Here is a 25,399-nt window from a genome sequence, read left to right on the forward strand (position 1 = left end):
TCATGACCGCAACGTGTCGCGGACCCGGGTGGCGGCCTCGTCGAGCGCGCGCCGCAGGTCGTCGAGCTTGTCGCGGGTGAGGCGGGAGCCGGACGCCTCCTCGCGCACCTGGGCGACGAAGTCGGCCAGCGCCTCGCCCAGCTCGTTGTCGAGATCCACCCGGCTGTCGGGGGCGTCGCCGATCGTGCGCCACACCTCCGCCCAGATGCGCCGCCACTCCCCGGCCAGCCGCTCGCCCTGGCCCTGCCACTGCTGGGCGTGCTCGCTCCACTGCCGCTTCTGCTCTTCCTTGATCCGCCGGAACTCCTGCTTCTGCCGCTCCTGCGTCCGGCGGAGGTCGTCGCGGGAGCCGGTGCGCACGTCCTTGGCCATCCGCGTCAGCTCCTCGCGCAGCGACTTGACCGTGTCGCGGACGTCCTCCTTCACCTCCCGGGCGATGTCGCGGACGGAGGCGGAGATCTCCTGCTCCAGGTCGTCGAGCTCGTCGAGGCGCGCGTCGAGCTCGGCGCGGCCCTTGTCGGTGATGGAGAACACCTTCTTGCCGTTGGCCACCTCGTGCGTGACCAGGCCCTCCTCCTCCAGGCGGGCCAGGCGTGGGTAGATGGTGCCGGGGGAGGGCGAGTAGACGCCGAGGAAACGGTCCTGCAGCAGCCGGATCACCTCGTAGCCGTGGCGGGGGCTCTCCTCCAGCAGCTTGAGCAGATACAGCCGGAGCCGGCCGTGGCCGAAGACGGGACTCATTCCTTCTCTCCCTTGAGCAGCGTGACGTCACCGGAGACGCTCGTCGCCGACAGGGAGGCCATGCCGCCGCCCAGCCGGCCCGACATCGACCGGCTGCCCGGGCCCCCGGCCTGGGAGATCTCCTCGAAGGCGCTGGCCAGCCTGCCGGACGTCGACCTGAGGGTGACGTCGGTCTCGGCGTTCACCGGCAGCCGGACCATGATGGGGCCGGAGACCGTGTTGAGCGTGACGTAGCCGGTCGGCCGGAGCGCGAGGTCGGCGGTGATGCGGCCGGAGACGGTGTTGCCGCGCAGCCTGCGGGGCGTGCCGTCGGCCACGGTCAGGTCGCCGGACACGCTCGTGAACGACAGGTTGCCCTCCATCGCCCGGCTCTCCACGTCGCCGGAGGCGGTGGTGGCGCTCACCTCGCCGCTCACGCCGTCGAGCACGATCTCACCGGACACGCTCTTGACCCGCGTCGCCGCCTCGAACCCGGCCACGACCGCGGAGGCCGACACGACCCCGGCGCTGACCCGGCAACGGCGCGGCACGGCGAGCGTCGCGACGGTCCTGCGCCGGTCGCGGCGCAGCCAGCCGAGCATGCCGTCCCAGGTCAGATCTTTGTACGTGACGCTCAACTGCCGGGTGTCCTCGTCGTAGGAGACCAGCAGCGGTGAGGCGGAGTCGAACTCGGCCACCTCCAGTGTCGGCGGCCCGTCGCTCGCCAGCACGGCGAGCTTGCCCGCGACGACGCGTACGTCGAGCGTGTCGACATCCCCGAACGTGAGCTGTTCGGGACTCTCGATCGTCCACTGCCGCATGATCCCGCCCTCTCTGACCACACACCCCTGTCCTCTTAGACACGATATGTCGCGTCTGTCGAAAACTCAAGATGTATCGCGTTGGTCGGGGCAGCGGGTCGTGCCTTACTCGTCCTCGTCGTCGTCGAGCCGGGCCAGCCAGGTGGCGAGGCGCTCGACCGGGGTCTCGAACTCGGGATGGAGATCGACGAACTCGCGCAGCCGCTCGCCGAGCCACAGCAGGGAGACCTCCTCCTCGCCCCGCCGGTCGACCAGCTCCTCGATCCCCCGATCCGTGAAGTACATCGCGCTCCGTCTCCTCCATCACGCCCTGAACCAGGGCCGGGACCCACCACCGGCGCCCACCTCTGACTTTAGTCCCGTCGCCGGCCCCGGCGAGACGGCCGGAAAGCACGTCAGCCCCCGCCGGTGGCGGGGGCTGACGTCGGGCTGAACGGATCAGCCGTAGACCTGGCGCAGGATCTCCTCCAGCTCCGCGTCGTGGGCGGCGTGCGAGCCGGCCGCGGGCGAGCTGTTGGCGGGACGCGAGACGCGCCGCAGGCGGCGGCCGTCAAGCAGGTCGGGGTCTTCGGCCAGCTTGAGCGACAGGTAGGGCCACGGGCCCATGTTGATCGGCTCGTCCTGCACCCAGAGCACCTCGGCCTGCGGGCTGAAACGCGCCAGCTCGGCGTCGAGCTCCTCCTTCGGGTACGGGTAGAGCCGCTCCAGGCGGACCAGGGCGACGTCGTCACGACCGTCGGCCTCGCGCTTGGCCAGCAGGTCGTAGTAGACCTTGCCGGAGCACAGGGCGATCCTGGTGACCTTGGCCGGGTCGATCAGCGTCTCGCCGATGACCGGCTGGAAGGTGCCGGAGGTGAAGTCGGCGGCCTTCGACGTGGCCCGCTTGTGGCGCAGCAGCCACTTCGGCGTGAACACGATCAGCGGCCGGTGCCGCCCCGACTTGACCTGCCAGCGCAGCATGTGGAAGTGGTTGGCCGGAGTGGTCGGCTGCACCACGGTCATGTTGTCGAGCGCGCAGACCTGCAGGAAGCGCTCGATCCGGGCCGAGGAGTGGTCGGGACCCTGCCCCTCGTAGCCGTGCGGCAGCATCAGCACCACGCCCGAACGCTGGCCCCACTTCTGCTCACCGGACGAGATGAACTCGTCGATGATCGTCTGGGCGCCGTTGACGAAGTCGCCGAACTGCGCCTCCCACGCCACCAGGGCGTCGGGCCGCACCACGCTGTAGCCGTACTCGAAGCCCAGCGCCGCGAACTCGCTGAGCAGCGAGTCGTAGACGTAGAACTTCGTCGTGCCCTGGTTGAACGTCTTGAGCGGGGTGTGCTCGGCGCCGGTCACGCGGTCGACCAGCACCGCGTGGCGCTGGGTGAACGTGCCGCGGCGGGAGTCCTGACCGACGAGGCGGACCGGGTGGCCGTCGATGAGCAGCGACCCGAAGGCCAGCGTCTCACCCATGCTCCAGTCGATCGCGTCCTGCTCCACCATCTGGCCGCGGCGCTGCAGCACCGGAGCCAGGCGCGGGTGGGGCGTGAACCCCTCGGGCAGGCTGAGCTGGGTGTCGACGATGCGCTTGAGCGTCTCGTCGGTGATCGCGGTCGCCGTGTCGGCGTGCGACCACTTGACCACCTCGGTCGGCGGCACCCGCATCGCCCCGGCCTCCAGCGGCTTCTTCGCCGCCTCGCGGGTCTCGGTGAACGCCTGCTCCAGCTTGGCCTGGTAGTCGCGGAGCGCCGACTCGGCCTCCTCGACCGTGATGTCGCCCCGGCCGATCAGCGCCTCGGTGTAGAGCTTGCGGGTCGAGCGCTTGGCGTCGATGAGGTCGTACATCAGCGGCTGGGTGAAGGCCGGGTTGTCGCCCTCGTTGTGACCGCGGCGGCGGTAGCAGATGAGGTCGATGACCACGTCCTTGCGGAACGTCTGACGGTACTCGTAGGCCAGCTGGCCCACGCGGACCACGGCCTCCGGGTCGTCGCCGTTGACGTGGAAGATCGGCGCCTGGATCATCCGCGCCACGTCGGTCGCGTAGACCGAGGAGCGCGACGAGGCGGGCGAGGTGGTGAAGCCGACCTGGTTGTTGACCACGACGTGCACGGTGCCGCCGGTGCGGTAACCCCGCAGCTGCGACAGGTTGAGCGTCTCGGCCACGACGCCCTGGCCGGCGAAGGCCGCGTCGCCGTGGACCAGCACCGGGAGGACCGTGAAGCCCTCCTCGCCGCGCTCCAGCAGGTCCTGCTTGGCGCGGACGACGCCCTCCAGCACCGGGTCGACCGCCTCCAGGTGGGAGGGGTTGGCCACCACCGAGGTGGTGATGGTCCTGCCGCTCGGCGCGGTGAACTCGCCGGAGGCGCCCAGGTGGTACTTCACGTCGCCGGAGCCGTGGGCGGTGCGCGGGTCGATGTTGCCCTCGAACTCGCCGAAGATCTGCCCGTAGGACTTGCCCACGATGTTGGCCAGCACGTTGAGCCGGCCGCGGTGGGCCATGCCGATGACGACCTCGTCCAGGTCCTCGTCGGCGGCGTCGCTGATCACCGAGTCGAGCAGCGGGATCAGGGACTCGCCGCCCTCCAGCGAGAAGCGCTTCTGGCCGACGTACTTGGTCTGCAGGAAGGTCTCGAACGCCTCGGCGGTGTTGAGCCGGCTCAGGATGTTGAGCTGCTCGTCACGGGCGGGGGAGGCGTGCGGCTTCTCCACCCGCGCCTGGATCCAGGCCCGCTCCTCGGGGTTCTGGATGTGCATGTACTCGATGCCGACGGTGCGGCAGTAGGAGTCGCGGAGCACGCCCAGGATCTCGCGGAGCTTCATCAGCGGGCGACCGCCGAAGCCGCCCGTGGCGAACTCGCGCTCCAGGTCCCAGAGCGTCAGGCCGTGGGACTGGATGTCGAGGTCGGGGTGCTTGCGCTGCTTGTATTCGAGCGGGTCGGTCTCGGCCATGAGGTGACCGCGCACCCGGTAGGCGTGGATCAGCTCCAGCACCCGGGCGGACTTGGACACGTCGTCGTCGTGCGAGGCCGAGACGTCCTGCACCCAGCGGACCGGCTCGTACGGGATGCGCAGGGCTTCGAAGACCTCGTCGTAGAAGCCGTCCTCGCCCAGCAGCAGCCGGTGGATCTGGCGGAGGAAGTCGCCGGACTGCGCGCCCTGGATGATGCGGTGGTCATAGGTGCTGGTCAGCGTCATGACCTTGGAGACGGCCAGGCGGGAGAGCGTCTCGGGGGACGCGCCCTGGTATTCGGCGGGGTACTCCATCGCGCCCACGCCGATGATCGTGCCCTGGCCGGGCATCAGGCGCGGCACGGAGTGGACGGTGCCGATCGTGCCCGGGTTGGTCAGCGAGATCGAGGTGCCGGCGAAGTCGTCGACGCCGAGCTTGCCGGCGCGCGCCTTGCGGACCACTTCCTCGTAGGCCATCCAGAACTGCCGGAAGTCCATCTTCTCGGCCGCCTTGACGGACGGCACGAGCAGCTGGCGCTCGCCGTTGCTCTTCTGCACGTCGATGGCCAGGCCGAGGTTGACGTGCTCCGGCTTGACCAAGGTGGGCTTGCCGTCGACCTCGGTGTAGGAGTTATTCATCTCCGGCATGGCCGCCAGCGCCCGCACCACGGCGAAGCCGATCAGGTGGGTGAAGGAGACCTTGCCGCCGCGACCCCGCTTGAGGTGATTGTTGATCACAATGCGGTTGTCGACCATCAGCTTGGCCGGGATGGCCCGAACGCTGGTCGCGGTCGGGATGGCCAGTGAGGCGTCCATGTTGATGGCCGTGCGCGCCGCGGCGCCGCGCAGCTTGACCTCCTCGGCGCCCTTGGGCACCGGGGTCGGCGGCTGCTTCGGCTTCTCGGCCGCGGGCGCCGCCGCCTTGGGCGGCGCCTTCACTGGTGCGGGAGAGGGCGCGGGCGCGGTAGCCGTGCCGTTCGCCGCCTCCCTGGCCGGGGTACGCCCCGGTCCGTAGTCAGGGTTGTAGTCAGCGAAGAAATTCCACCAGGCCTTGTCAACAGACTCAGGATCTTGGAGGTACTTCTGGTACAGCTCGTCGACAAGCCATTCGTTCTGACCGAAGCTTGCCAGCGGGTTTGTCCGCGACGACTCAGACGACACGGCGGAAATCGCCCTCTTCCGCAGATCGGCGTTGATGATAGAGAACCTGTCCAAGGCTACTCGCCCGGACCGGCTCAGCGCGCAGCCTAGGCTGTCGCGCCACGATCGATCCTCTCAGGGTGCCCAAAGAGGTGATGCCTCCCCTTGCCTGTCCAGGCGGCGCCAAGATTATTACCATTCAGTATCAACCTCCGGAGCGGAGGTTTACTTCCCGCCTGATAGGAGCCGGGACGTGATCCGGACCTCGGGCGTGAGCCGGGTCAGCAGGTCGGCCAGCTCCTCGCCGGCCTCCTTCAGCTCCTCCAGCGTCATCGGCTCCAGCCGCTCCAGCAGGAAGATCGCGTTGGTGGTCTCCTCGGTGAGCCGGGTGCGCACCACCTGGCGCCAGTTCCATCGCCGGCAGGTCACGCCCACGTCGTCGCGCCAGATCACCTCGCCCGGCTCAGGCTGCCCGAGCGCCTCCTCCGAGGCCTCGTCGCCCGTCGCCCTGACCAGGCGGGGCGGGCCGGAGTAGCGGTCGAGGTCTTCGCCGCCGATGGGCAGCGCGTGCTTGACGCTGACGGAGTTGTAGGCGTCGACCACGAGGTTGATCTCGGGCAGCGGAAGCCTGCGGGTGAGCGCGTCGACCGACGGGCGGGTGCGCTGCGGCTTGGCCCCGAAGGCGCGGTAGGCGTCCTTCCAGGCGTCGATCTTGTCGGCCTGCACCGGCCGCGCGGCCTCGGCCGCCTCGGCGAGCCAGGCGCGGGACCGGTCGTCCGTGGGCCCGTTGCGCAGGCCGTGGGCCGTCATCGCGAGCACCGCGAAGTCGGGACGGAGCGCGGTCACCGCGTCGTCCACCCAGATGTCTTCCAGCATGCGTCCAGTCTATCGATCTCGGAGAAACCGCAAAACTCCCTTTGCAAAAAAGCCTTTGCGGTTTACGCTCGGTCGTATGGAGGAGCGTTTCGAGATCAGTGACCCGCGGGTTCTCAGGGTCGTCGCCCACCCGCTCCGGGTGCGCCTGCTCGGCCTGCTGCGCGGCGACGGCCCGGCCACCGCCAGCGAGCTGGGCCGCAAGGTCGGCGAGAGCTCGGGCTCGACCAGCTACCACCTGCGTGAGCTGTTCAAGTACGGCTTCATCGAGGAGGTCGCGGACCGGCGCGACGGCCGCGAGCGCCGCTGGCGGGCGCGCCACCGCTACACCTCGTGGGACGCCGGTGAGCTGTCCGGCAGCGCGGAGGGCCGCGAGGCGCTCAGGATCATCCACCAGCGGCAGGCGGAGATGGTCGGGCGGGTGATGGAGGAGTACGACCAGGCCGACTGGCCCGAGGAGTGGGTGGAGGTCGCCGGGATGAGCGACCACCTCCTCACGCTCCCGCCTTCCGCGCTCCGCGAGTTCCAGGACAAGGCCGAGGAACTGCTGCGCGACCTCGTCACCCGCCACGCCGGCGACCCCGCCGCCCGGATGACGCACGTCTGGCTGGGCGCCGTCCCCCGCGCTCCCCAGGAGGACCGCGCTCCCGAGGAGGACCGCGCTCCCGAGGAGGACCGCGCTCCCGAGGAGGACCGCGCTGCCGAGGAGGACCGCGCTGCCGAGGAGGACCGCGCTGCCGAGGAGGACCGCGCTGCCGAGGAAGGCCGCGCTGCCGAGGAGGAGTCATGACCGCGCGTTCGGCGTTACGCCGCTACACCCTCGTCTGCTTCCTGACCTGGCTGCCGGTCGGGCTCATGATGCCCACGATGGTGCTGCTGATGACCGAGAGAGGGCTCGGCCTGGCGCAGATCGGCCTGGTGCTCACGGTCTTCTCCACCGTCACCGTGGCTCTGGAGCTGCCCACCGGCGGCCTGTCCGACGTCGTGGGGCGGCGCGTGATGCTGGCCGTCTCCGCCGGGTTCCTGGTCGCGGCGCTCGCCCTGGTGAGCGTGTCCACCACGTTCTGGATGTTCCTGGCCGGCGGCGTGCTCAAGGGCGTCGCCAGGGCGCTGTCCAGCGGCCCCGCCGCCTCCTGGTACGTCGACACGCTGCACCGCGCCGAGGGCCGCGACGCCGACCTCAAGCCGGGGCTGTCCCGCGGCGCGGCCATGGAGTCGGTGTCCCTCTGCCTCGGCGTGCTGGCCGGCGGCGCGCTGCCGCTCGTGGTGCCGCCCGAGCTGTTCTTCCCGCTGGCGGCGCCGAGCCTGGCCGGGGCGGCGGCCGCGGCGGTCCTGCTGGTGGTGGTGCTGCTCGCGCTGCCCGAGCCGCCGCACGCCCGCCGGTCGCTGGGAGGCGTGCTGCGCGAGGTGCCCGGCACGGTCGTCGCCGGGGTGCGGCTGGCGGCGGGCGGGCGCGTGCTGCGCCGCCTGATGCTCGCCGCCGCCTGCTCGGGCGTCCTGCTCGTCTCGATCGAGCTGCTCACCCCGGGCCGGATGGCTCAGCTGACGGGCACGGCCGAGCAGGGCGGCACGGCGTACGCGGTCGTCGCCGCGCTGGGGTTCGCCGGCAGCGCCGCGGGCAGCGCGCTCGCGCCCCGGGCGGCCCGGCTGGCCGGCGGCTCGCCCGGGGGAGCGATCGCCGGACTGGTGGTGGCCGCGTTCTCCGTCGGGGCGCTGGCCGCGACGGCCGGGCTGGGCGGCACGGCCGGGCTCCTGACCGCCGGCACGGCCTACGTCACGCTGTTCGCCGGCCTCTCGGTGACCGGGCTGCTGTGCCTGGAGATGACCCACAACGCCATCACCGCCGCCGAACGCACCACCGTCACCTCCACGTCCTCGCTCTCGCTGCAGGCGGGCGGCATCGTGGCCAACCTGACGCTCGGCACGCTGGCCGCGCACGCCGGCACGGCCGCCGCCTGGGGGCTCACCGCCGTGGTGGTGCTGTCCTCGGCGCTGCTGTTCGTCCGGATGCCGGTCACAGGCTCCAGTCGAGCTCAGGACCCAGCGGTACGAGCCGGCTCGGGTTGATGGCCGTCTGGGTCATGTAGTAGTGCCGCTTGATGTGGTCGAAGTTCGTGGTGTCGCGGAAGGCGGGGATCGCGTACAGCCTCCTGGCGTACGCCCACACCGCCGGATAGTCCGTCAGCCGCCGGATCGAGCACTTGAAGTGCGCGTAGTAGACCGTGTCGAATCTCACCAGCGTGGTGTACGCGCGCACGTCGCTCTCGGTCAGCCGGTCGAACAGGAACTCCGACCCCCGCAGCCGCTCCTCCAGGAAGTCGAGCGTGGCGAACACCCGGCGCACCGCGTCCTCGTACGCCTCCTGGCTCCGGGCGAAGCCCGCCTCGTAGACCGCGTTGTTGAGGCCCTGGTAGAGGCGCTCGTTCAGGGCGTCGACCGCGCCGCGCAGCTCCTCCGGATACAGGTCGGGGCCGCCGCCCCAGCGCGTCTCCAGGTCCAGGGTGATCTGCGGGAAGTCGTTGGTGACGATCCGCCGCTCCACGGTGTCCCACACGCACGGCACCGTGTAGCGGCCGGTGAAGCCCGGGTCGGTGGCCAGGTAGAGCTCGGACAGGAACGTGCCGTCGGGCGTCCGCCAGCCGCGCTCGTCCCTGATCGGGTCCACGATCGCCACGTCCAGCAGGTCGCCCAGGCCGAGCAGCTCGCGGACGATCAGCACCCGCTGCGCCCACGGGCAGGCGTAGGAGGCGTAGAGCCGGTAGCGGCCCGGCTCCGGCGGTCCCAGCCGGTCGGTGAAGTGGTTCGGCTGCCTGATCCAGCGGCCGTCTCGTACCGCGTCCATGACCCCAGTAGAACATGGTTCTGAAAGGACGGGCACAATCACAGGCATGGCGAAGTTCGTGGTGACCCCCTCCAGCGAGAAGCAGCGCGCGGCCTGGACGGGCGGCGGCATCCCCGAGGTCGAGCGGGTGCGGCCGGGGCTGTGGTCCATCCCGGTGCCCATCCCGGTCAACCCGCTGCGGTACGTGCTCGTCTACGCGCTGGAGCTGGCCGACGGCGTGGCGATCATCGATGCCGGGTGGGACACCGACGAGGCCTACGGGGCGCTCGCGGCCGGGCTCGGCGTGGCCGGCTACGCCATCACCGACGTCAAGGCCGTGCTCGTCACGCACATCCACCCCGACCACTACGGGCTGGCCGGGCGGGTCAGGGAGGCGTCCGGCGCGTGGATCGGGCTGCACCCCGCCGACGCGCGGCTGCTGCGCGAACGGTACGACGAGGCGTTCATCGACGCGCTGGTCGCCAAGGAGCGGGCGCAGCTGGTGCGGTGCGGCGTGCCCGCCTCGGTCGTGGACGAGCTGGCGGGCGCGTCCATGATGATCCGCACCTTCGTCACGATGGCCGCGCCCGACCGGCTCGTGGAGGACGGCGACCGGCTCGACCTGCCCGGCTGGGACCTGCGCGCGGTGTGGACCCCCGGCCACTCGCCCGGTCACCTGTGCTTCGCCGCGCCCGACAGGAAGCTGCTGTTCACCGGCGACCACGTGCTGCCCCGGATCACCTCCGCCGTCGCCGTCCACCCGCAGTCGGCGCCGAACCCGCTGGCCGACTACCTCGACGCGCTGGACGCGCTGCGCGCGTTCGACGTGGAGGAGGTCCTGCCCGCGCACGAGTACCGGTTCCTGGAGCTGGCCGGGCGGATCGACTACGTGATGGAGCACCACCACGAGCGGCTGGCCGAGATCGAGCAGGTCATCTCCGGCGGCGACGGCGTCACCTGCTGGGACGTGGCCACCAAGCTCACCTGGTCGCGGCCCTGGGAGTCGATCCCGCCGTTCATGCGCCGGGCGGCGGGGAACGAGACACTCGCCCACCTGATCTGGCTGGAGTCACGCGGCCGGGCCCGCCGTCTGCGGGGCGAGCCGGAGCTGTGGACCGGCGTCTGAGGCCGACCGGGGCGTGCTGGGTTATCGTGCACCTAACAGAATGTTGTTCTCCTGGGCTGGAGGTTCGATGCTGCGGTTCGATGACAGGGTCGCGATCATCACGGGGGCCGGGCACGGCCTCGGCCGCTCGCACGCGCTGCTGCTGGCCGAGCGCGGCGCCAAGGTCGTCGTCAACGACCTGGGCGGCTCGCTCGACGGCTCCGGCGCGTCGACCGGCCCCGCCGCCGAGGTGGCGGAGCTGATCACCAAGAACGGCGGGCAGGCGATCGCCAGCACCGACAACGTCGCCACCCCCGAGGGCGCGCGGGCGATCGTGCAGTCGGCGCTCGACGCCTTCGGCAAGGTCGACATCGTGATCAACAACGCCGGCATCCTGCGCGACAAGTCCCTCGCCAAGATGACGGTCGAGGACTTCGACAACGTGCTCGCCGTGCACGTGCGCGGCTCCTTCCTGGTCAGCCAGGCCGCCTACCCGCACATGAAGGAGGCCGGCTACGGCCGGGTCGTCAACACCTCCAGCCCGGCCGGCCTGTTCGGCAACTTCGGCCAGGCCAACTACTCCACCGCCAAGATGGGCCTGGTCGGGCTGACCAAGACCATCGGCATCGAGGGCGCCCGGAGCGGCATCAAGGCCAACGCCATCGCGCCGATCGCCTGGACGCGGATGACCGAGTCGCTGCTGCCCGCGGAGTTCGAGGCCAAGTTCACCCCGGAGCGGATCAGCGCCCTGGTGGCCTACCTGGTGCACGAGTCGTGCGAGGTGAGCGGCGAGGTGTTCAGCGTGGGCGCCGGCCGGGTGGCCCGGGTGTTCGTCGCGGAGGGTCCCGGCTGGAAGACCGACGACCTCACGCCCGAGGCGATCGCCGACCACTGGGGCGAGATCATGGCCGAGCAGCCGTACGTGCAGTCGGCCATGGAGTCGATGCAGCGCATGCTGTGAGCTGAGCGCGCCAGGCCGAGGCCGGACGGGACGATCCCGTCCGGCCTTTGCTATGCCCGACAAATCAGACTTTGTTCGATGATCGGCGTAAGTATGGGGAGTTATGTCGCTCACACTCTTGAATTACGTGTTGCGTGATCTTATTGTCGCGGCATGACCCCCGCCCCGGGCTCGCCCGGCGACGTCCTGACGCTCATCAGCGCAGGCTCCGCCACGACCCGTTCTGATCTCGCCCGTGTCACCGGCTTGGCCCGCTCGACGATCTCGCAGCGGGTGGACGCGCTGATCGAACGCGGGCTGGTCGAGGAGACCGAGAGCGGAGAATCCACCGGCGGCCGGCCGCCACGCCAGCTCCGCCTGCACACCGAGGAGCACGCGTTCGCCGGGGTCGACCTCGGCGCCACCCACTGCCGGATCGCGCTCATGGACATGACCGGCGTCGTGCTCGCCCAGTGCGAGGACCCGCTGCTCATCAGCGAAGGCCCGGAGAAGGTCCTGGCCCACGTCGACGGGCGGATCGACCGGCTGCTCGCCGCCGCGGGACGGCCCCGGGCGGCGCTGCGGGTGATCGGCATGGGGGTGCCCGGGCCGGTCGAGTTCGCCACCGGGCGGCCCAACAACCCGCCGATCATGCCCGGCTGGAACGAGTACCCCATCCCCGAATACTTCTCCGGCGTCGACGTCCTGGTCGACAACGACGTGAACGTGATGGCGCTCGGCGAGCACCGCAACGCCTTCCCGGCGGCCCGCCACCTGCTGTTCGTCAAGGTCGGCACCGGCATCGGCTGCGGCATCGTGGCCGAGGGCAAGCTCCACAGGGGCGCCCAGGGCTCGGCCGGCGACATCGGCCACATCCGCGTCAGCGGCCACGAGGAGTCGGGCTGCCGGTGCGGCAACAGCGCCTGCCTGGAGGCCGTGGCCGGAGGCGCCGCGGTGGCCCGCCGGCTCACCGAGCTGGGCGTGCCCGCCGAGACGGGCGCCGACGTCGTCGCCCTCGTCCAGGCCGGCAACACCCAGGCGCTGCGGCTGGTGCGCGAGGCCGGGCGGCTCATCGGCGAGGTGCTCGCCAGCCTGGTCAACTTCTTCAACCCCGAGGCCATCGTCATCGGCGGCGCGCTCTCCAGGGTCCACGAGCACCTGCTCGCGGGCGTCAGGGAGACGATCTACCGCCGGTCGCTGCCGCTGGCCACTCACCACCTGTCGATCGTGCCGAGCCGCATGGGAGTCGACGCCGCCGCGTGGGGCGCCGGAATCCTGGCGATCGAGCACTACCTGTCCCCGGACAACATCAACAAGATCGTCACCGCCTGAAAGGGAGCCCCATGCTGGTCATGAGGGGCATCGTCAAGCAGTTCCCCGGCGTGCGCGCCTTGGACGGCGTGGACCTGGACGTCCGGGCCGGCGAGGTGCACTGCCTGCTGGGCCAGAACGGGGCCGGCAAGTCCACCCTCATCAAGGTCCTGGCCGGCGTCCACCAGCCGGACGAGGGCACGATCGAGTTCGACGGGCAGCAGGTCCGCCCGTCAGGCCCCAACCACGCGATCAGGCTCGGCTTCGCCACCATCTACCAAGAGCTCGACCTGGTCGACGGGCTCAGCGTGACCGACAACATCTTCCTCGGCCACGAACACGCCACGTTCGGCTTCGTCAACCGGGCCGAGGGCAACCGGGCCGCCCGCCAGGTGCTGGCCCGCCTCGGCCACCCCGAGATCCGCCCCACCACCGAGGTCGGCCGGTTGTCCCCGGCGGCCAAGCAGGTCGTGTCGATGGCCAGGGCGCTGTCGCACGACGCCCGCCTGATCATCATGGACGAGCCGTCGGCCGCGCTCGCCCACGACGAGGTGGACAACCTCTTCCGCATCATCCGCGAGCTGACGGCCGCGGGCGTGGCCGTCGTCTACATCTCCCACCGGCTGGAGGAGATCCGCGAGATCGGCGACCGCGTCACCGTGCTCAAGGACGGCCGCACCGTCGCGGTCGGCCTGCCCGCCCGCGACACCCCCACCTCTGAGATCGTCTCCCTGATGACCGGCAGGAACGTCGAGTACGTGTTCCCGCCCCGGGCGGCCCACCCGCCCGGCGACGAGGTGCTGCGGGTCGAGGGGCTCACCTCCCCGGGCGCGTTCCGCGACGTGTCGTTCTCGGTACGGGCCGGCGAGATCGTCGGACTGGCCGGCCTGGTCGGCTCCGGGCGCTCGGAGATCCTCGAAGCCGTGTACGGGGCGCGCCCGGCCACCGGCCAGGTGGTGCTGTCAGGCACGCGGGTACGGCACAGCGTCTCCGGCAACGTGCGCCGGGGGATGGGCCTGGCGCCCGAGGAACGCAAGGCCCAGGCGCTCCTGCTGGACCAGAGCGTCACGGCCAACATCACCCTCGGCAGCCTCCCCGGGTTCGCCACGTTCGGCTGGCTCGACCGTACCCGGGAGAGGGCGGAGGCCGAGCGGCTGGTCAAGGCGCTCGACATCCGCCCGCCCGACCCGGAACGGCCGATCAAGACGCTGTCGGGCGGCAACCAGCAGAAGGCGGTGCTCGCCCGCTGGCTGCTAGGCAGCCGCAAGCTGCTGCTCCTCGACGAGCCGACCCGGGGCGTGGACGTGGGCGCCAGGGCCGAGCTGTACGCGGTCATCCGCGAACTGGCCGACCGGGGCATCGGGGTGCTGCTGGTCTCCAGCGAGGTGCCCGAGGTGCTCGGTCTCGCCGACCGCGTGCTGGTGCTGCGCGAAGGCGTCGTCCTGCACGAAGGCGACGCCCGCGAACTCGACGAGCACCTCGTACTCGACATGATCATGAACGGGAGGGCGGCTTGATGAGCGACCCCACGAAACCACGGACGGACACCGAGCCGCCTCCCAGGTTCGCGCTGCCGGGCTCGGCGCTGCGCAACCCGCTCGGCGGCCTGATCGAGGGCGGCCACCTGGGCCTGCTCGTGGCGATCGCCCTGCTCGTCGTCGTCGGCCTGGTCACCAGGCCGGAGGCGTTCGCCACCACCTCCAACCTGATCAGCATTCTGTCGCTGGCCGCCACCATCGGCGTCATCACCGTCGGCGCCACGTTCGTCATCATCGGCGGCGGCATCGACCTGTCGGTCGGCGCGATCATGGCGCTGGCCTCGGTCTGGGCCACGACGGTGGCCACACAGGAGTTCGGCCCGGTCGTCATGGCGATCTGCGCCCTCCTGGTCGGCACCGGGGCGGGCCTGGTCAACGGGCTGCTCATCGCGTACGGGCGGCTGGTGCCGTTCATCGCCACCCTCGCCATGCTGGTCGCCGCCCGAGGGCTCGCCCAGCGCATGTCGGACCGCAAGACCCAGCTCATCACGCAGGACAACTCCGCCATCGTCGACCTGTCGACCACCCGGTGGCTCGGCGTGCCGCTGCTGGTCTACATCTTCGCGCTGGTCGTGGTGCTCGGCTGGATCCTGCTCAACCGGACCACGTTCGGCCGACGCACCTACGCCGTCGGCGGCAACCCGGAGGCGGCCCGGCTCGCCGGCATCGACGTGCGCCGCCACACCATGCTGCTCTACGCGCTGTCGGGGCTGTGCTGCGGCATCGCCGCCATCCTGATCATGGCCCGCACCACGACCGGCTCGTCCACCCACGGCGACCTGTACGAACTCGACGCGATCGCCGCCGTCATCATCGGCGGCACCCTGCTCACCGGAGGCCGCGGCACGATCATCGGATCGATCCTCGGCCTGCTCATCTTCACGCTCATCACCAACCTGTTCATCCTCAACGGGCTCAACACCAGCGACCAGCTGATCGCCAAGGGCCTGATCATCGTCGTCGCCGTCCTTCTCCAGCGGCGGAACCTGAAGGAGAGAGCACCATGAGTGACAACGTCGCACGCAGGGGATTCCTCATCGGCGGGCTCGGCGGAGCCGCGCTGCTGGCGGCCGGCTGCACCAGCAATGAGCCGTCCGCCTCGCCGACCTCCGCCGCGCCCGCCCCCACCCAGGCGGCCGGCGGCAACGACGAACCCGGCACCAAGGTGACCATCGGCTTCTCCGCCCCGGCCGCCGACCACGGCTGGATCGCGGCCATCGCCAAGAACGCCGAAGCCACCGCCAAGCAGTACACGGACGTCGAGTTCCGGCCCGTGGAGCCCACCAACGACATCAACCAGCAGATCTCCGCCGTCGAGTCGCTCATCGCGGCCAAGGTGAGCGCGCTGGTCATCCTGCCCAACGACGGCCAGCAGCTGAACCAGATCGCGCTGCGGGCCACCGACGCCGGCATCCCCGTGGTCAACCTGGACCGGATCTTCCCCGACAAGCTCGCCTACCGCTCCTGGATCGGCGGCGACAACTACGGCATGGGTGTGGCCGCCGGCCACTACATCGGCAGCGCGCTCAAGGAGAAGAACGTCTCCAACCCGGTCATCGTCGAGATCCAGGGCATCGCCACCCTCCCGCTCACCCAGGACCGCAGCAAGGGCTTCGCCGACGCGCTCAAGACCTACGGGTTCAGCGTCACCGCCCAGCAGGACGCCCAGTTCACCGTCGAGACCGGCAACGAGGTCGCCACCTCCCTGCTCCAGGCCCACAGCAAGATCGACGCGATGTGGAACCACGACGACGACCAGGGCGTCGGCGTGCTCGCCGCCATCAGCGAGGCCGGCCGCAACGAGTTCATCATGGTCGGCGGGGCCGGCTCGGCCAACGCCATGCGGGAGATCCAGAACGACAACTCCGTGCTGAAGGCCACCGTCACCTACAGCCCCACCATGGCCTCCTCCGCGATCAAGCTCGCTCGTCTGATCGCCCAAGGGAAGGGCATGAGTGACCTCGTGGAGAACCAGGTTCCCCAGTCGATCACACTCGCGTCCGAGACCATTACCAAGGAGAACGTCGAGAAGTACCTGCCACTCGGCTTCGAATCCTGATCGGGGGTTGCATGTCTGACAGAACCGTCGGCGTCGGCATGATCGGCTATGCCTTCATGGGCCGCGTCCATTCCCAGGCCTGGCGCAACGTCGCCGCCTTCTTCGACCTGCCCGTCACGCCGCGCATGCGCGTCATCGCGGGCCGGTCCAAGGAGGCCACCCACACGGCGGCGGCACGGCTCGGGTGGGACGAGGCGGTGACCGACTGGCGGGAGGTGGTCGGGCGTGCGGACGTCGACGTCATCGACATCTGCACCCCCGGCGACACGCACGCCGAGATCGCCATCGCCGCGCTCCGCGCGGGCAAGCACGTCATCTGTGAGAAGCCGCTGGCCAACACCGTTCCCGAGGCCGAGGCCATGGCGGCGGCGGCCGCCTCGGCCACCGGCAAGAGCATGGTGGCGTTCAACTACCGGAGGGCCCCCGCCATCGCACTGGCCCGCCGGATGGTCGAGGAGGGACGCCTCGGCGAGATCCGCCACGTGCGCGCCCAGTACCTTCAGGACTGGATCGTCGACCCGGACTTCCCGCTGGTGTGGCGGCTGCAGAAGGACAAGGCCGGCTCGGGAGCGCTCGGCGACATCGGCGCGCACATCATCGACGCCGCCCAGTTCATCGCCGGTCAGCACATCGTCGGCGTCTCCGCGCTCACCGAGACGTTCATCAAGGAACGGCCGCTCTCCGAAGGCTCGTCCGGACTCGCCGCCAGCGGCGGCACCGGCAGGGGGCCCGTCACGGTCGACGACGCCGCCCTGTTCATCGGGCGGCTGTCGGGCGGGGCGGTCGGCTCGTTCGAGGCCACCCGGTTCGCCACCGGCCGCAAGAACGCGCTGCGGATCGAGCTCAACGGCTCGCTCGGCAGCCTCGCCTTCGACTTCGAGGCGATGAACGAGCTGTGGGTCAGCGACGGCGGGCGCGGCTTCGAGCGCCTCCTCGTCACCGAACCCGACCACCCGTACGTCGGCGCGTGGTGGCCGCCCGGCCACGGGCTCGGCTACGAGCACACGTTCACCCACGAGATCAAGGACTTCCTGGAGGCCATCGGGCAGGGCGCCGACCCCACCCCGTCGTTCGCCGAGGGGCTGCGGGTCCAGCGCGTGCTCGCCGCCGTCGAGCGCAGCGCCGCCGACGGCAGCCGCTACACCGCTGTGGAGGATTGATGAGACCCGTCACGCTGTTCACCGGCCAGTGGGCCGACCTGCCGTTCGAGGAGGTGTGCCGGCTCGCCGCCGAATGGGGCTACGACGGCCTGGAGATCGCCTGCTCCGGCGACCACTTCGACGTCGCCCAGGCCGTCTCCGACCCGTCGTACGTCGAGCAGAAGCGGGCGCAGCTCGACAAGCACGGCCTGAAGGTGTGGACCATCTCCCACCACCTCGTGGGCCAGGCCGTCTGCGACCACCCCATCGACGAGCGGCACAAGGCCATCCTGCCCGCCCGCATCTGGGGGAACGGCGACCCCGAGTCGGTGCGCCAGGCCGCCGCCGAGGAGATGAAGAACACCGCCAGGGCCGCCGCCGCGCTCGGCGTCGACACCGTCGTCGGGTTCACCGGCTCGTCCATCTGGCACACCGTCGCGATGTTCCCGCCCGTGCCCGCCTCCATGGTGGACGCCGGCTACCAGGACTTCGCCGACCGCTGGAACCCGATCATGGACGTGTTCGACGAGGTCGGCGTACGGTTCGCGCTCGAGGTCCACCCGAGCGAGATCGCCTACGACTACCACACCACCGTGCGCACCCTGGAGGCCATCGGCCACCGGCCCGCGTTCGGGCTCAACTGGGACCCGTCCCACATGGTGTGGCAGGACCTCGACCCGGTGGCGTTCATCCTCGACTTCGCCGACCGGATCTACCACGTCGACTGCAAGGACACCCGCGTACGCGTCGGCGACGGCCGCCGGGGCCGCCTGTCGTCGCACCTGCCGTGGGCCGACATGCGGCGCGGCTGGGACTTCGTCTCCACCGGCCGCGGGGACGTGCCCTGGGAAGACTGCTTCCGCGCGCTGAACTCCATCGGGTACGAGGGACCGATCTCGATCGAATGGGAGGACGCCGGGATGGACCGGCTCGACGGGGCCCGCGAGGCGCTGTCGTACATCCGCACCATGAACTCCATCACCCCGCCGGCGACGGCCTTCGACGCGGCCTTCAGCAGCGGCTGACCCTTACGGCGAGGACCTTGGAACCCGAGGTCCTCGCCTTCCAGTCGCTCCGCGCCCCACACCTCGGGCCGCGCCCGACGGGGGCTGCCCCCCGGGGCGAGAGGCCGCTGCCCCTCGCGCTCCCCGCCCGCGGGCCGGCTGCTGACTCTCACCGAACGGCGCCTGGCCAGTACGCGTTGGGACACGCGTGAGACCCCGCCCAGGAGGTCGGTGCCCGCGCGGCCTCGGTAGGGGCAAAAGTGGCACACCGTCTTTAATGGGAAATGTCCGGAATTAATCACCTGAGACCGCAACCCGGAGAAAGGCGAATACGCCGCGGACGGTGAAGAATTGGGTGCCTTTCGTGTTTGTCCTGAGGGGCGTCAGTGGACGAACAAGGGCATGAGAAGAATCGCATCCATGCTCCTGGCTACCGCGTGCGCAGCGTCCCCCATAGCCCTCCCAGCTGCGGCGACGGCCCCGACGACGGCGGCTGTCGAAGCGGGCCGGGGCGACCTGACGACCATCAGCCCGTCCAGCTGGCTCAAGCGGCTGCGCAAGGAGACGGCGAAATTCCGGGATCCGCGGGTGGCCGAGCGGTACGGCTACGAAAGGACCGACAGTTGCTGGGAATTCCCGTACAAACTGCCCGGCGGTGAGCCGCTCGGCGGCATGGGATACCACTACGCCAACGAGCGGCTCATCCAGGACCCGAAGATCGATCTCATGCGTCCGGAAATCCTCGTGTACGTGCCCGACGGCCGCGGCGGGCGGAAGCTGGGGGCGGTCGAGTACTTCAAGCGCGACAGGGACCAGCGCATCGCCACCGCCGACGACCGGCCCACGCTGCTCGGGCAGGAGTTCCAGGGGCCGATGGGCCCGCACGAGGACGGCATGCCCATCCACTACGACCTGCACCTGTGGATCTGGAAGGACAATCCGAAGGGCCTGTTCGAGCAGTGGAACCCGCGGGTGAAGTGCCCGTCGGGCCCGGCCCACGGCGGCCACAGCTGAGAAGCCGCGCCAAGCCGGGGTAGGCATGGCCCATGAACTGGACAAGAGAGCTTCACGACCAGCTCGACTGGCACTGGACCAACCAGCTCCGACCCCGGCTCGACGGCCTCACCGACGAGGAGTACCTGTGGGAGCCGGCCCCCGGCGCCTGGACCATCCACCCGGGCGGTGACCGGCCCATCGACTGGGACGTGCCGCCTCCGCGGCCCGAGCCGGTGACCACGATCGCCTGGCGGCTGGCGCACATCATCGTCGGCATCTTCGGGGCCCGCGCGCACAGCCACTTCGGCGGCCCGCCGTTCGACTACATGACCCACCCGTACGCCAAGACGGCGGCGGAGGCGCTGGACCAGCTCGACGAGGGGTTCGCGCGCTGGTCGCAGGGGGTGCGGTCGCTGGACGCCGAGGCGCTGGCACGGCCGTGCGGACCGGCCGAGGGGTCGTACGGCGACCGGCCGATGGCCACGCTGGTGCTGCACATCAACCGCGAGGTCATCCACCACGGCGCCGAGATCGCGCTGCTGCGTGACCTCTGGGCCCACCGGGTGGGCAGGTGACCGGCGACGGCGGTGACCTCCTTCCGTCCCGCGTCCCCGTGGAGGCGGGACGGAAGAAGGGGGCCGGAACCTAGTCCATGACGACGATCTGGCGCAGCACCTCGCCGCTCTTGAGCGCGGCCACCGCGTCGTTGAGGTCGGCCAGTTTGATGCGGGAGCTGATCAGCGACTCCAGGTCGAGCTGGCCGGCCTTGTAGAGCTTGGCGAAGTACGGGAAGTCATGGCGGACGTCCGCTTCCCCGTACAGGCTCGACAGGAGGTTCTTGCCCTCGAAGAGCAGGCTGAACGCGGAGATCGAGACCATGTCGTCGGCCGCGCCCGCGCCGACCACGATCACGTCGCCGCCGGCGCGGGTGATCTGCCAGGCCGACTGGATGGTGGCCGCCTTGCCGACGACCTCGAAGCCGTAGTCGAAGCCGCTGCCGCCGGTGAGTTCGGCCAGCGCGCCCGGCACCTCCTCGGGGGTGACCGCGTGGGTCGCGCCGACCTTCTTGGCCAGCGCGTGCTTGGACTCCAGCGGGTCGATGGCGAGGATGGTCCTGGCGCCGGAGATGCGCGCGCCCTGGATCACCGACAGGCCGACGCCGCCGCAGCCGATCACCGCGACCGTGGAGCCGGGGCGCACCCTGGCGGTGTTGATCGCGGCGCCCACGCCGGTGGTGATGCCGCAGCCGATCAGGGCCGCCGCCTCCCACGACACCTCGGGGTCGATCTTCACCACGCCCACCGACGGCACCACGATCTCCTCGGCCCAGGTGCCGCAGCCGGCCATGCCGAAAGCGGTGGTGTCGCCGCCGAAGCGGAAGTTGCCCTTGGTGAACGACTCGATGATGTACTTCATGCACAGGAACGGCTGACCGCCCAGGCACAGGTCGCATTCCTGGCAGGCGGGCCGCCAGCTGATCACCACGTGGTCGCCCGGCTGGACCGAGCCGACGTGCTCGCCGACCTCCACCACCTCGCCCGCGCCCTCGTGGCCGGGGATCAGCGGCACGGGCTGGGGCAGCACGCCGGTCATGGCCGACAGGTCGGAGTGACAGACGCCCGTCGCCTTGATCCGTACGCGGACGTCGCCCGGCCCGACGGGGGCCAGGGTGATGTCGTCGCGGATGTCCAGCTTGTCGTCACCTACGGCGTGCAGGAGCGCGGCGCGCATGGTTTCCTCCTCCGGCTAGTCCTCAAGGGAGAGGGCGGCTTTGGGGCAGGACCGCACCGCGTGGCGGACGCGGTCCAGCATCTCGGGGGGCGGTTCGGGGAGCAGGATGTGGAGCCGGTCGTCGTCGTCGAGTTCGAAGACCTCGGGAGCGAGGCCCATGCACACGGCGTTGGCCTCGCAGACCAGCTCGTCAACGCTGACTTTCACGTGATTCTCCGGTGATCCCATGAGACCACTTTGTCAGGCTCCACGACGTACGCGAGCCGCTTGCGCCCGGTGTGCTCCACGTAGGGTCGCAGCTGCTCGTCGGGCACGCCCGGGGTCATCCGGCGCGCCACCAGCATGCCGACGTCGAGGATGTCCTCGGGGCGGTCGAGGACCGTGACTCGCCCGTACACCAGAATCCCGCGCAGCTCGTCGTAGTCGTCGCCCAGCTCGATCAGGCAGCTCACCCGCGGGTCGCGGGACAGGTTGAGCGCCTTCTGCGACTTGGCGTACGTCCAGAAGGTGATCCTGCCCTTGTCGAGGCCGTAGAACATGGTCACCAGGTGGGGCGTGCCGTCGGAGTTGATCGTGGCGAGTTGGAGCTTGCGTCCCTCTTCCAGGAACGCGGCCACCTCTTCCTCGGGCATCGAGATGCGTGCGCGCTGATTCACGCTGCCAGTAGAACAGGTTGCATTATGCCGGGCAAGGGGTGGCCCGAATATTGTTCGGTACCGTTAAGGTGCTGGGCATGACGATGCCGCCCGAGCTGCTCTACGCAGCTGAGCACGCCAAAGGCTTCATGCCTCCGAAGGAGGGCCTGGCCCTGTACGAGGCGGCTCGGGAGTACGGGCCGCGCGGGCCGATCTGCGAGATCGGCACCTATTGCGGCAAGTCCGCGATCTATCTCGGCGCCGCCGCCCGCGAGACCGGCTCCGTGGTCGTCACCGTCGACCACCACCGCGGCTCGGAGGAGATCCAGCCCGGCTGGGCCCATCACGACCCCACGCTGGTCGACCCGCGCTTCGGCAAGATGGACTCCCTGCCCACCTTCCGCGCCACGATCGCGGCCGCCGGGCTGGAGGACGAGGTGATCGCCGTCGTCGGGCAGTCCGACCGGGTGGCGCGGCTGTGGGCGACGCCCGTGGGCATGCTCTTCATCGACGGCGGCCACTCCGAGGAGCCGGTGACCCGCGACTACGAGGGCTGGGCCCCGCACATCACGCTCGGCGGGGCGCTGGTGTTCCATGACGTCTATCCCGACCCCGCCGACGGCGGGCAGGCGCCCTACCGGGTCTACCTGCGGGCGCTGAAGTCCGGCGCGTTCACCGAGGTGAGCGTGACAGGCTCGCTGCGGGTCCTCGAACGCGTCGGCGACGGGATCTGACGGCGTCAGGCCGGCTGGTGGCGGCGCAGCCAGAGCCGGCGGGTGTGCGCCTGCCAGGCGAGGAACCCCTCATGGCCGTGCGGGTCCTCACCGAGCACCAGCAGCGCCCGGTCCGCCCAGCCGGCGGCCTCGTCCGCCTCGCCGCCCGCCAGGATCGGCGCCGCCTGCGCCAGGTGGTCCGGCAGCGGCCCGGCCTGCGCCCTGGCCGCGACGGCGAACGCGCAGCCCTGCGCCAGGTGCGCGCGGAAGCCGTCGGCGCCCGCGTGCTCGGTCAGCCACCACAGCTCGTCGGCCTCCGCGCCGCCGGTGTAGGCGGCGGCGAACCCCACGCCGCTCCACAGCGCCGCCCGCCGCGCCACCGGATAGGCGGCGACCCTGGCCGCCACGTCGTCGGGAGCGGCGCAGTCGTGATACCAGAGCAGCCGCCCCAGCCCCTGGTCGAACAGCGCGCAGTGGGCCCGCGACAGCAGGTCGGGCATGGCCCGCTCGCCCACCATCCGGTCGGCCCGCGCCAGGCTCCACTGGAATCCGAACCCGTCCAGCGCCAGCCAGCGCAGCAGCGGGTGCGCCCGCCGGGTGGCCCGCACCGGGCGCATGCGCAGCATGGCGTAGCCGCGGCCCGCCCCCAGATGGGCGGCGAACGGGTGGTGCGCGGCGGGGCCGGCCAGTAGCTCGCGAAGGCGCCGGCCCCGGGTCAGGGTGACCAGATCGAGCACCGCGCACGCGGCCCCCGCCCCTTCGTAGGCGAAGGCCCGCTGGTCACGCGAGAGATCCTCGATCCGCTCGACGTCCCGCGCGACGACCGCGTTGAACCCGGAGAGGTAAGACCTCTCCGCGCGCTCGATGACGGCTCTGGAGGCCGGCCTGGTGAGCCGGAACCTCCGCCTGCTCAGGTCCGATTCGCGCGGATCCTTCGCCAGCAGCCGCCGCCATCCTCGGGCCGGGCTCATCACCGGCTCGGTTCCGACGTGCTCCAAGAACGATGTTGTGCCCGTGTCGCCCACGCTTCCCCCGAAGACGCCTCGTACGGTCGCTCCCGAAGCTAGTAACCGCATTGGGCGCTTTCACGGTGCCGCACGGGCCCCACGGGCAAAGAAGCGGCAAAACCGCTTGCGTGTCACGCTCTGGCGGGCGTACAGCCGCACAGCTCCGGACGGCCGGTCAGGCCGGACGGCGCGGCGACATCGCGGAAGATCCCGCCCCCGCCGGTGAGCCCCTGCAGGGCGTCCGCCGCGAGGATCACGGCGGCGGCCGTGTAGCCGGACCGCTCGTGAGGAAAGTGCTTGCGGTTGGCGAACTGCCAGCCGGTCCAGTACGAGCCGTCCTCGTGCCGCAGGTGCTGCATGTCGGCGAAGAGCGCGGCCGCGCGGTCACGGTCGCCGAGCGCGTCCAGGGCCAGCGCCAGCTCGCACGTCTCCGCGCCCGTCACCCACGGCTGGTCCGACACGCAGCGGATGCCGAGCCCCGGCACCACGAACGTGCCCCACTCCCGCTCCAGCAGCTCGACGGCGGCCGGGCCGCGCACCGCGCCACCGAGTACGGGGTAGTACCAGTCCATCGAGTAGCGGCTCTTGTCGGCGAACGCCTCCGGGTGCGCGGCGAGCACGTGCGCCAGCCGGTCGGCGGCCAGTTCCCAGTGCGGCTGCGGGTCGCCCAGGTGGTCGGCGAGCCGCACCCCGCAGCGCAGGCCCTGGTGGATGGAGGCGCAGCCGGTCAGCAGCGCGTACGTGGCCGGCCGGCCGTGCGCGTCGCGCTCCCAGACGATCTCGCCGCGCTCGGTCTGCAGCCCCACCACGTAGTCGAGCGCCGCCTTGGCCATCGGCCAGCGGTCCTCGGCGAACGCCCGGTCGCCCGTCACCAGCCAGTGGTGCCAGAGCCCGACCGCGATGTAGGCGGCGTGGTTGGACTCGCCGCCCCGCTCCACCGCGACCCCGCCGGTCACCTTCATCGGCCAGGAGCCGTCCTCGCGCTGGTGGCCGGCCAGCCAGGCGTAGCCCCGCTCGACCGGCCCGCGCAGCCCGGCGACGGCCATGGCCATCAGGCACTCGATGTGGTTCCACGCGTCGACGTGCCCCTCGGGCCAGGGCACGCCCCCGTCGTCCTGCTGGATGGCCGCGATGCTCTCGGCGGTCTGCGCGACCTGCTCGCGCGAGATCACGCCTCGGGCTTTCGCACGTAGAGCACGACGCTCTTGCCGATGATCGGGTTCAGCAGCGCCTCGGCGATCCTGGTGGCCGGCGGGCGCTTCATGATGTCCCACACGAGCAGCTCGTGGTAGGCCTTGGCGAGCGGGTGATCGTCGTTGTTGACGCCGACGGCGCACTTGATCCACCAGTACGGTGCGTGCAGGCCGTGCGCGTGATGGTGCGGGCCGATGACGAACCCGATGGACTTCAGCTTGGCCGACAGCTCGGCCAGCGTGTAGATGCGCACGTGCCCGCCGGGGGCCGTGTGGTAGTCCTCGTCCAGCGCCCAGCAGATCCGCTCGGGCAGGAAGCTCGGCACCGTGATCGCGGCGGTGCCGCCCGGCTTGAGCACCCGGAAGATCTCCCGCATCGCCGTCATGTCGTCCGGGATGTGCTCCAGCACCTCGGCGGCGATCACCCGGTCGAAGCTCGCGTCCTCGAACGGCATGTCGAGCGCCGTCCCCTGGACGGTCTCGCCGGTGGCGCCGGCCGGCACCTCGCCCGCCTTGTCCATCGCCACGAACATGGCCGACACGCTGTCGAGCTCGGCCTGGTCCATGTCGAAGGCGACCACGTCGGCACCGCGGCGCAACACCTCGAAGGCATGCCGGCCACCGCCGCACCCCAGGTCGAGCACGCGCACCCCGCGGCCCACGGGCAGCCGGTCGAAGTCGACGGTCAGCACGAGAGAGATCTCCTTGTCATCGTCAGCAGC

At 70.8% G+C, this 25,399-nt stretch carries 25 protein-coding genes; 13 read left to right on the plus strand and 12 right to left on the minus strand.

Features of this window, described 5'->3' with window-relative positions:
• From ACGFI7_RS18590 to ACGFI7_RS18610, 5 genes are all read right to left on the minus strand, one after another.
• Positions 1 to 741 carry a helix-turn-helix transcriptional regulator gene (locus ACGFI7_RS18590; RefSeq protein ID WP_393405809.1) on the minus strand — a complete coding sequence of 247 codons (741 nt, stop codon included), beginning with the start codon at positions 739 to 741 and terminating at the stop codon, positions 1 to 3.
• Positions 738 to 1,541: a DUF4097 domain-containing protein gene (locus ACGFI7_RS18595; protein ID WP_393405811.1), complete on the minus strand. Its 804-nt coding sequence runs from the start codon at positions 1,539 to 1,541 to the stop codon at positions 738 to 740. The genes ACGFI7_RS18590 and ACGFI7_RS18595 overlap by 4 nt, the downstream gene beginning before the upstream one ends.
• Before the next feature lie 105 nt (positions 1,542 to 1,646).
• A complete protein-coding gene (locus ACGFI7_RS18600; protein ID WP_393405813.1) occupies positions 1,647 to 1,826 on the minus strand; it encodes a DUF6104 family protein in 180 nt (59 codons plus the stop codon).
• Positions 1,827 to 1,979: 153 nt separating this feature from the next.
• The gene (locus ACGFI7_RS18605) at positions 1,980 to 5,633 is read right to left on the minus strand and encodes a multifunctional oxoglutarate decarboxylase/oxoglutarate dehydrogenase thiamine pyrophosphate-binding subunit/dihydrolipoyllysine-residue succinyltransferase subunit (RefSeq protein WP_393405815.1); all 3,654 of its coding nucleotides are present in this window, start codon (positions 5,631 to 5,633) and stop codon (positions 1,980 to 1,982) included.
• Between the two features lie 204 nt (positions 5,634 to 5,837).
• Positions 5,838 to 6,488, minus strand: a complete 651-nt coding sequence (locus ACGFI7_RS18610; RefSeq protein WP_393405817.1) for a B3/4 domain-containing protein — start codon at positions 6,486 to 6,488, stop codon at positions 5,838 to 5,840.
• A 76-nt stretch (positions 6,489 to 6,564) separates the two neighbouring features.
• On the opposite strand from ACGFI7_RS18610, the gene ACGFI7_RS18615 reads away from it, so the two are divergent.
• Positions 6,565 to 7,275, plus strand: coding sequence for a winged helix-turn-helix domain-containing protein (locus ACGFI7_RS18615; RefSeq protein ID WP_393405819.1), 711 nt, complete (start codon positions 6,565 to 6,567; stop codon positions 7,273 to 7,275).
• Positions 7,272 to 8,552 (plus strand): MFS transporter, encoded by a 1,281-nt coding sequence (locus ACGFI7_RS18620; protein WP_393405821.1) that lies wholly within the window; start codon positions 7,272 to 7,274, stop codon positions 8,550 to 8,552. The genes ACGFI7_RS18615 and ACGFI7_RS18620 overlap by 4 nt, the downstream gene beginning before the upstream one ends.
• Here the strand turns inward: ACGFI7_RS18620 and ACGFI7_RS18625 are convergent.
• A complete protein-coding gene (locus tag ACGFI7_RS18625; protein WP_393405823.1) occupies positions 8,500 to 9,327 on the minus strand; it encodes a glutathione S-transferase C-terminal domain-containing protein in 828 nt (275 codons plus the stop codon). The genes ACGFI7_RS18620 and ACGFI7_RS18625 overlap by 53 nt on opposite strands.
• A gap of 46 nt (positions 9,328 to 9,373) precedes the next feature.
• Between ACGFI7_RS18625 and ACGFI7_RS18630 the strand changes: the two genes are divergently transcribed.
• The 10 genes from ACGFI7_RS18630 (at position 9,374) to ACGFI7_RS18675 (ending at position 19,973) form a co-directional block, all read left to right on the plus strand.
• On the plus strand, positions 9,374 to 10,432 hold the full coding sequence (locus ACGFI7_RS18630; protein WP_393405825.1) for an MBL fold metallo-hydrolase: 1,059 nt from the start codon (positions 9,374 to 9,376) through the stop codon (positions 10,430 to 10,432).
• A gap of 67 nt (positions 10,433 to 10,499) precedes the next feature.
• Positions 10,500 to 11,372, plus strand: a complete 873-nt coding sequence (locus ACGFI7_RS18635; RefSeq protein ID WP_393405827.1) for an SDR family oxidoreductase — start codon at positions 10,500 to 10,502, stop codon at positions 11,370 to 11,372.
• Between the two features lie 153 nt (positions 11,373 to 11,525).
• A complete protein-coding gene (locus ACGFI7_RS18640) occupies positions 11,526 to 12,683 on the plus strand; it encodes an ROK family transcriptional regulator (protein WP_393405829.1) in 1,158 nt (385 codons plus the stop codon).
• Positions 12,684 to 12,694: 11 nt separating this feature from the next.
• Positions 12,695 to 14,179 carry a sugar ABC transporter ATP-binding protein gene (locus tag ACGFI7_RS18645; protein WP_393405831.1) on the plus strand — a complete coding sequence of 495 codons (1,485 nt, stop codon included), beginning with the start codon at positions 12,695 to 12,697 and terminating at the stop codon, positions 14,177 to 14,179.
• A complete protein-coding gene (locus ACGFI7_RS18650) occupies positions 14,179 to 15,207 on the plus strand; it encodes an ABC transporter permease (RefSeq protein WP_393405833.1) in 1,029 nt (342 codons plus the stop codon). The genes ACGFI7_RS18645 and ACGFI7_RS18650 overlap by 1 nt, the downstream gene beginning before the upstream one ends.
• Positions 15,204 to 16,259 carry an ABC transporter substrate-binding protein gene (locus ACGFI7_RS18655; protein ID WP_393405835.1) on the plus strand — a complete coding sequence of 352 codons (1,056 nt, stop codon included), beginning with the start codon at positions 15,204 to 15,206 and terminating at the stop codon, positions 16,257 to 16,259. The genes ACGFI7_RS18650 and ACGFI7_RS18655 overlap by 4 nt, the downstream gene beginning before the upstream one ends.
• 11 nt (positions 16,260 to 16,270) lie before the next feature.
• Positions 16,271 to 17,419: a Gfo/Idh/MocA family protein gene (locus ACGFI7_RS18660; RefSeq protein WP_393405837.1), complete on the plus strand. Its 1,149-nt coding sequence runs from the start codon at positions 16,271 to 16,273 to the stop codon at positions 17,417 to 17,419.
• A complete protein-coding gene (locus tag ACGFI7_RS18665) occupies positions 17,416 to 18,423 on the plus strand; it encodes a sugar phosphate isomerase/epimerase family protein (protein ID WP_393405839.1) in 1,008 nt (335 codons plus the stop codon). Before ACGFI7_RS18660 ends, ACGFI7_RS18665 begins: the two co-directional genes overlap by 4 nt.
• A 399-nt stretch (positions 18,424 to 18,822) precedes the next feature.
• Positions 18,823 to 19,416 (plus strand): hypothetical protein, encoded by a 594-nt coding sequence (locus ACGFI7_RS18670; protein WP_393405841.1) that lies wholly within the window; start codon positions 18,823 to 18,825, stop codon positions 19,414 to 19,416.
• Between the two features lie 32 nt (positions 19,417 to 19,448).
• Positions 19,449 to 19,973, plus strand: coding sequence for a DinB family protein (locus ACGFI7_RS18675; RefSeq protein WP_393405843.1), 525 nt, complete (start codon positions 19,449 to 19,451; stop codon positions 19,971 to 19,973).
• Positions 19,974 to 20,043: 70 nt separating this feature from the next.
• Here the strand turns inward: ACGFI7_RS18675 and ACGFI7_RS18680 are convergent, their stop codons facing one another.
• Genes ACGFI7_RS18680 through ACGFI7_RS18690 form a run of 3 tightly spaced genes read right to left on the minus strand, consistent with a single transcriptional unit; the run spans position 20,044 to position 21,785 of the window.
• Positions 20,044 to 21,129: a Zn-dependent alcohol dehydrogenase gene (locus tag ACGFI7_RS18680; protein WP_393405845.1), complete on the minus strand. Its 1,086-nt coding sequence runs from the start codon at positions 21,127 to 21,129 to the stop codon at positions 20,044 to 20,046.
• A 15-nt stretch (positions 21,130 to 21,144) separates the two neighbouring features.
• The gene (locus ACGFI7_RS18685; RefSeq protein ID WP_393405847.1) at positions 21,145 to 21,336 is read right to left on the minus strand and encodes a ferredoxin; all 192 of its coding nucleotides are present in this window, start codon (positions 21,334 to 21,336) and stop codon (positions 21,145 to 21,147) included.
• The gene (locus ACGFI7_RS18690) at positions 21,333 to 21,785 is read right to left on the minus strand and encodes a pyridoxamine 5'-phosphate oxidase family protein (RefSeq protein WP_393405849.1); all 453 of its coding nucleotides are present in this window, start codon (positions 21,783 to 21,785) and stop codon (positions 21,333 to 21,335) included. The genes ACGFI7_RS18685 and ACGFI7_RS18690 overlap by 4 nt, the downstream gene beginning before the upstream one ends.
• 83 nt (positions 21,786 to 21,868) lie before the next feature.
• Here ACGFI7_RS18690 and ACGFI7_RS18695 point away from each other — a divergent pair, with 83 nt between their 5' ends.
• Positions 21,869 to 22,498, plus strand: coding sequence for a class I SAM-dependent methyltransferase (locus tag ACGFI7_RS18695; protein WP_393407117.1), 630 nt, complete (start codon positions 21,869 to 21,871; stop codon positions 22,496 to 22,498).
• Between the two features lie 5 nt (positions 22,499 to 22,503).
• On the opposite strand, the gene ACGFI7_RS18700 is transcribed toward ACGFI7_RS18695, so the two are convergent.
• The 3 genes from ACGFI7_RS18700 to ACGFI7_RS18710 form a co-directional block, all read right to left on the minus strand.
• Positions 22,504 to 23,475, minus strand: a complete 972-nt coding sequence (locus ACGFI7_RS18700; protein WP_393405851.1) for a DUF1702 family protein — start codon at positions 23,473 to 23,475, stop codon at positions 22,504 to 22,506.
• Between the two features lie 140 nt (positions 23,476 to 23,615).
• A complete protein-coding gene (locus tag ACGFI7_RS18705) occupies positions 23,616 to 24,656 on the minus strand; it encodes a prenyltransferase (protein ID WP_393405853.1) in 1,041 nt (346 codons plus the stop codon).
• A complete protein-coding gene (locus ACGFI7_RS18710; RefSeq protein ID WP_393405855.1) occupies positions 24,653 to 25,369 on the minus strand; it encodes a class I SAM-dependent methyltransferase in 717 nt (238 codons plus the stop codon). Before ACGFI7_RS18710 ends, ACGFI7_RS18705 begins: the two co-directional genes overlap by 4 nt.
• Between the last annotated feature and the right edge of the window lie 30 nt (positions 25,370 to 25,399).

Source organism: Nonomuraea sp. NPDC048826 (assembly GCF_043198225.1).
Classification (GTDB): Bacteria; Actinomycetota; Actinomycetes; order Streptosporangiales; family Streptosporangiaceae; genus Nonomuraea.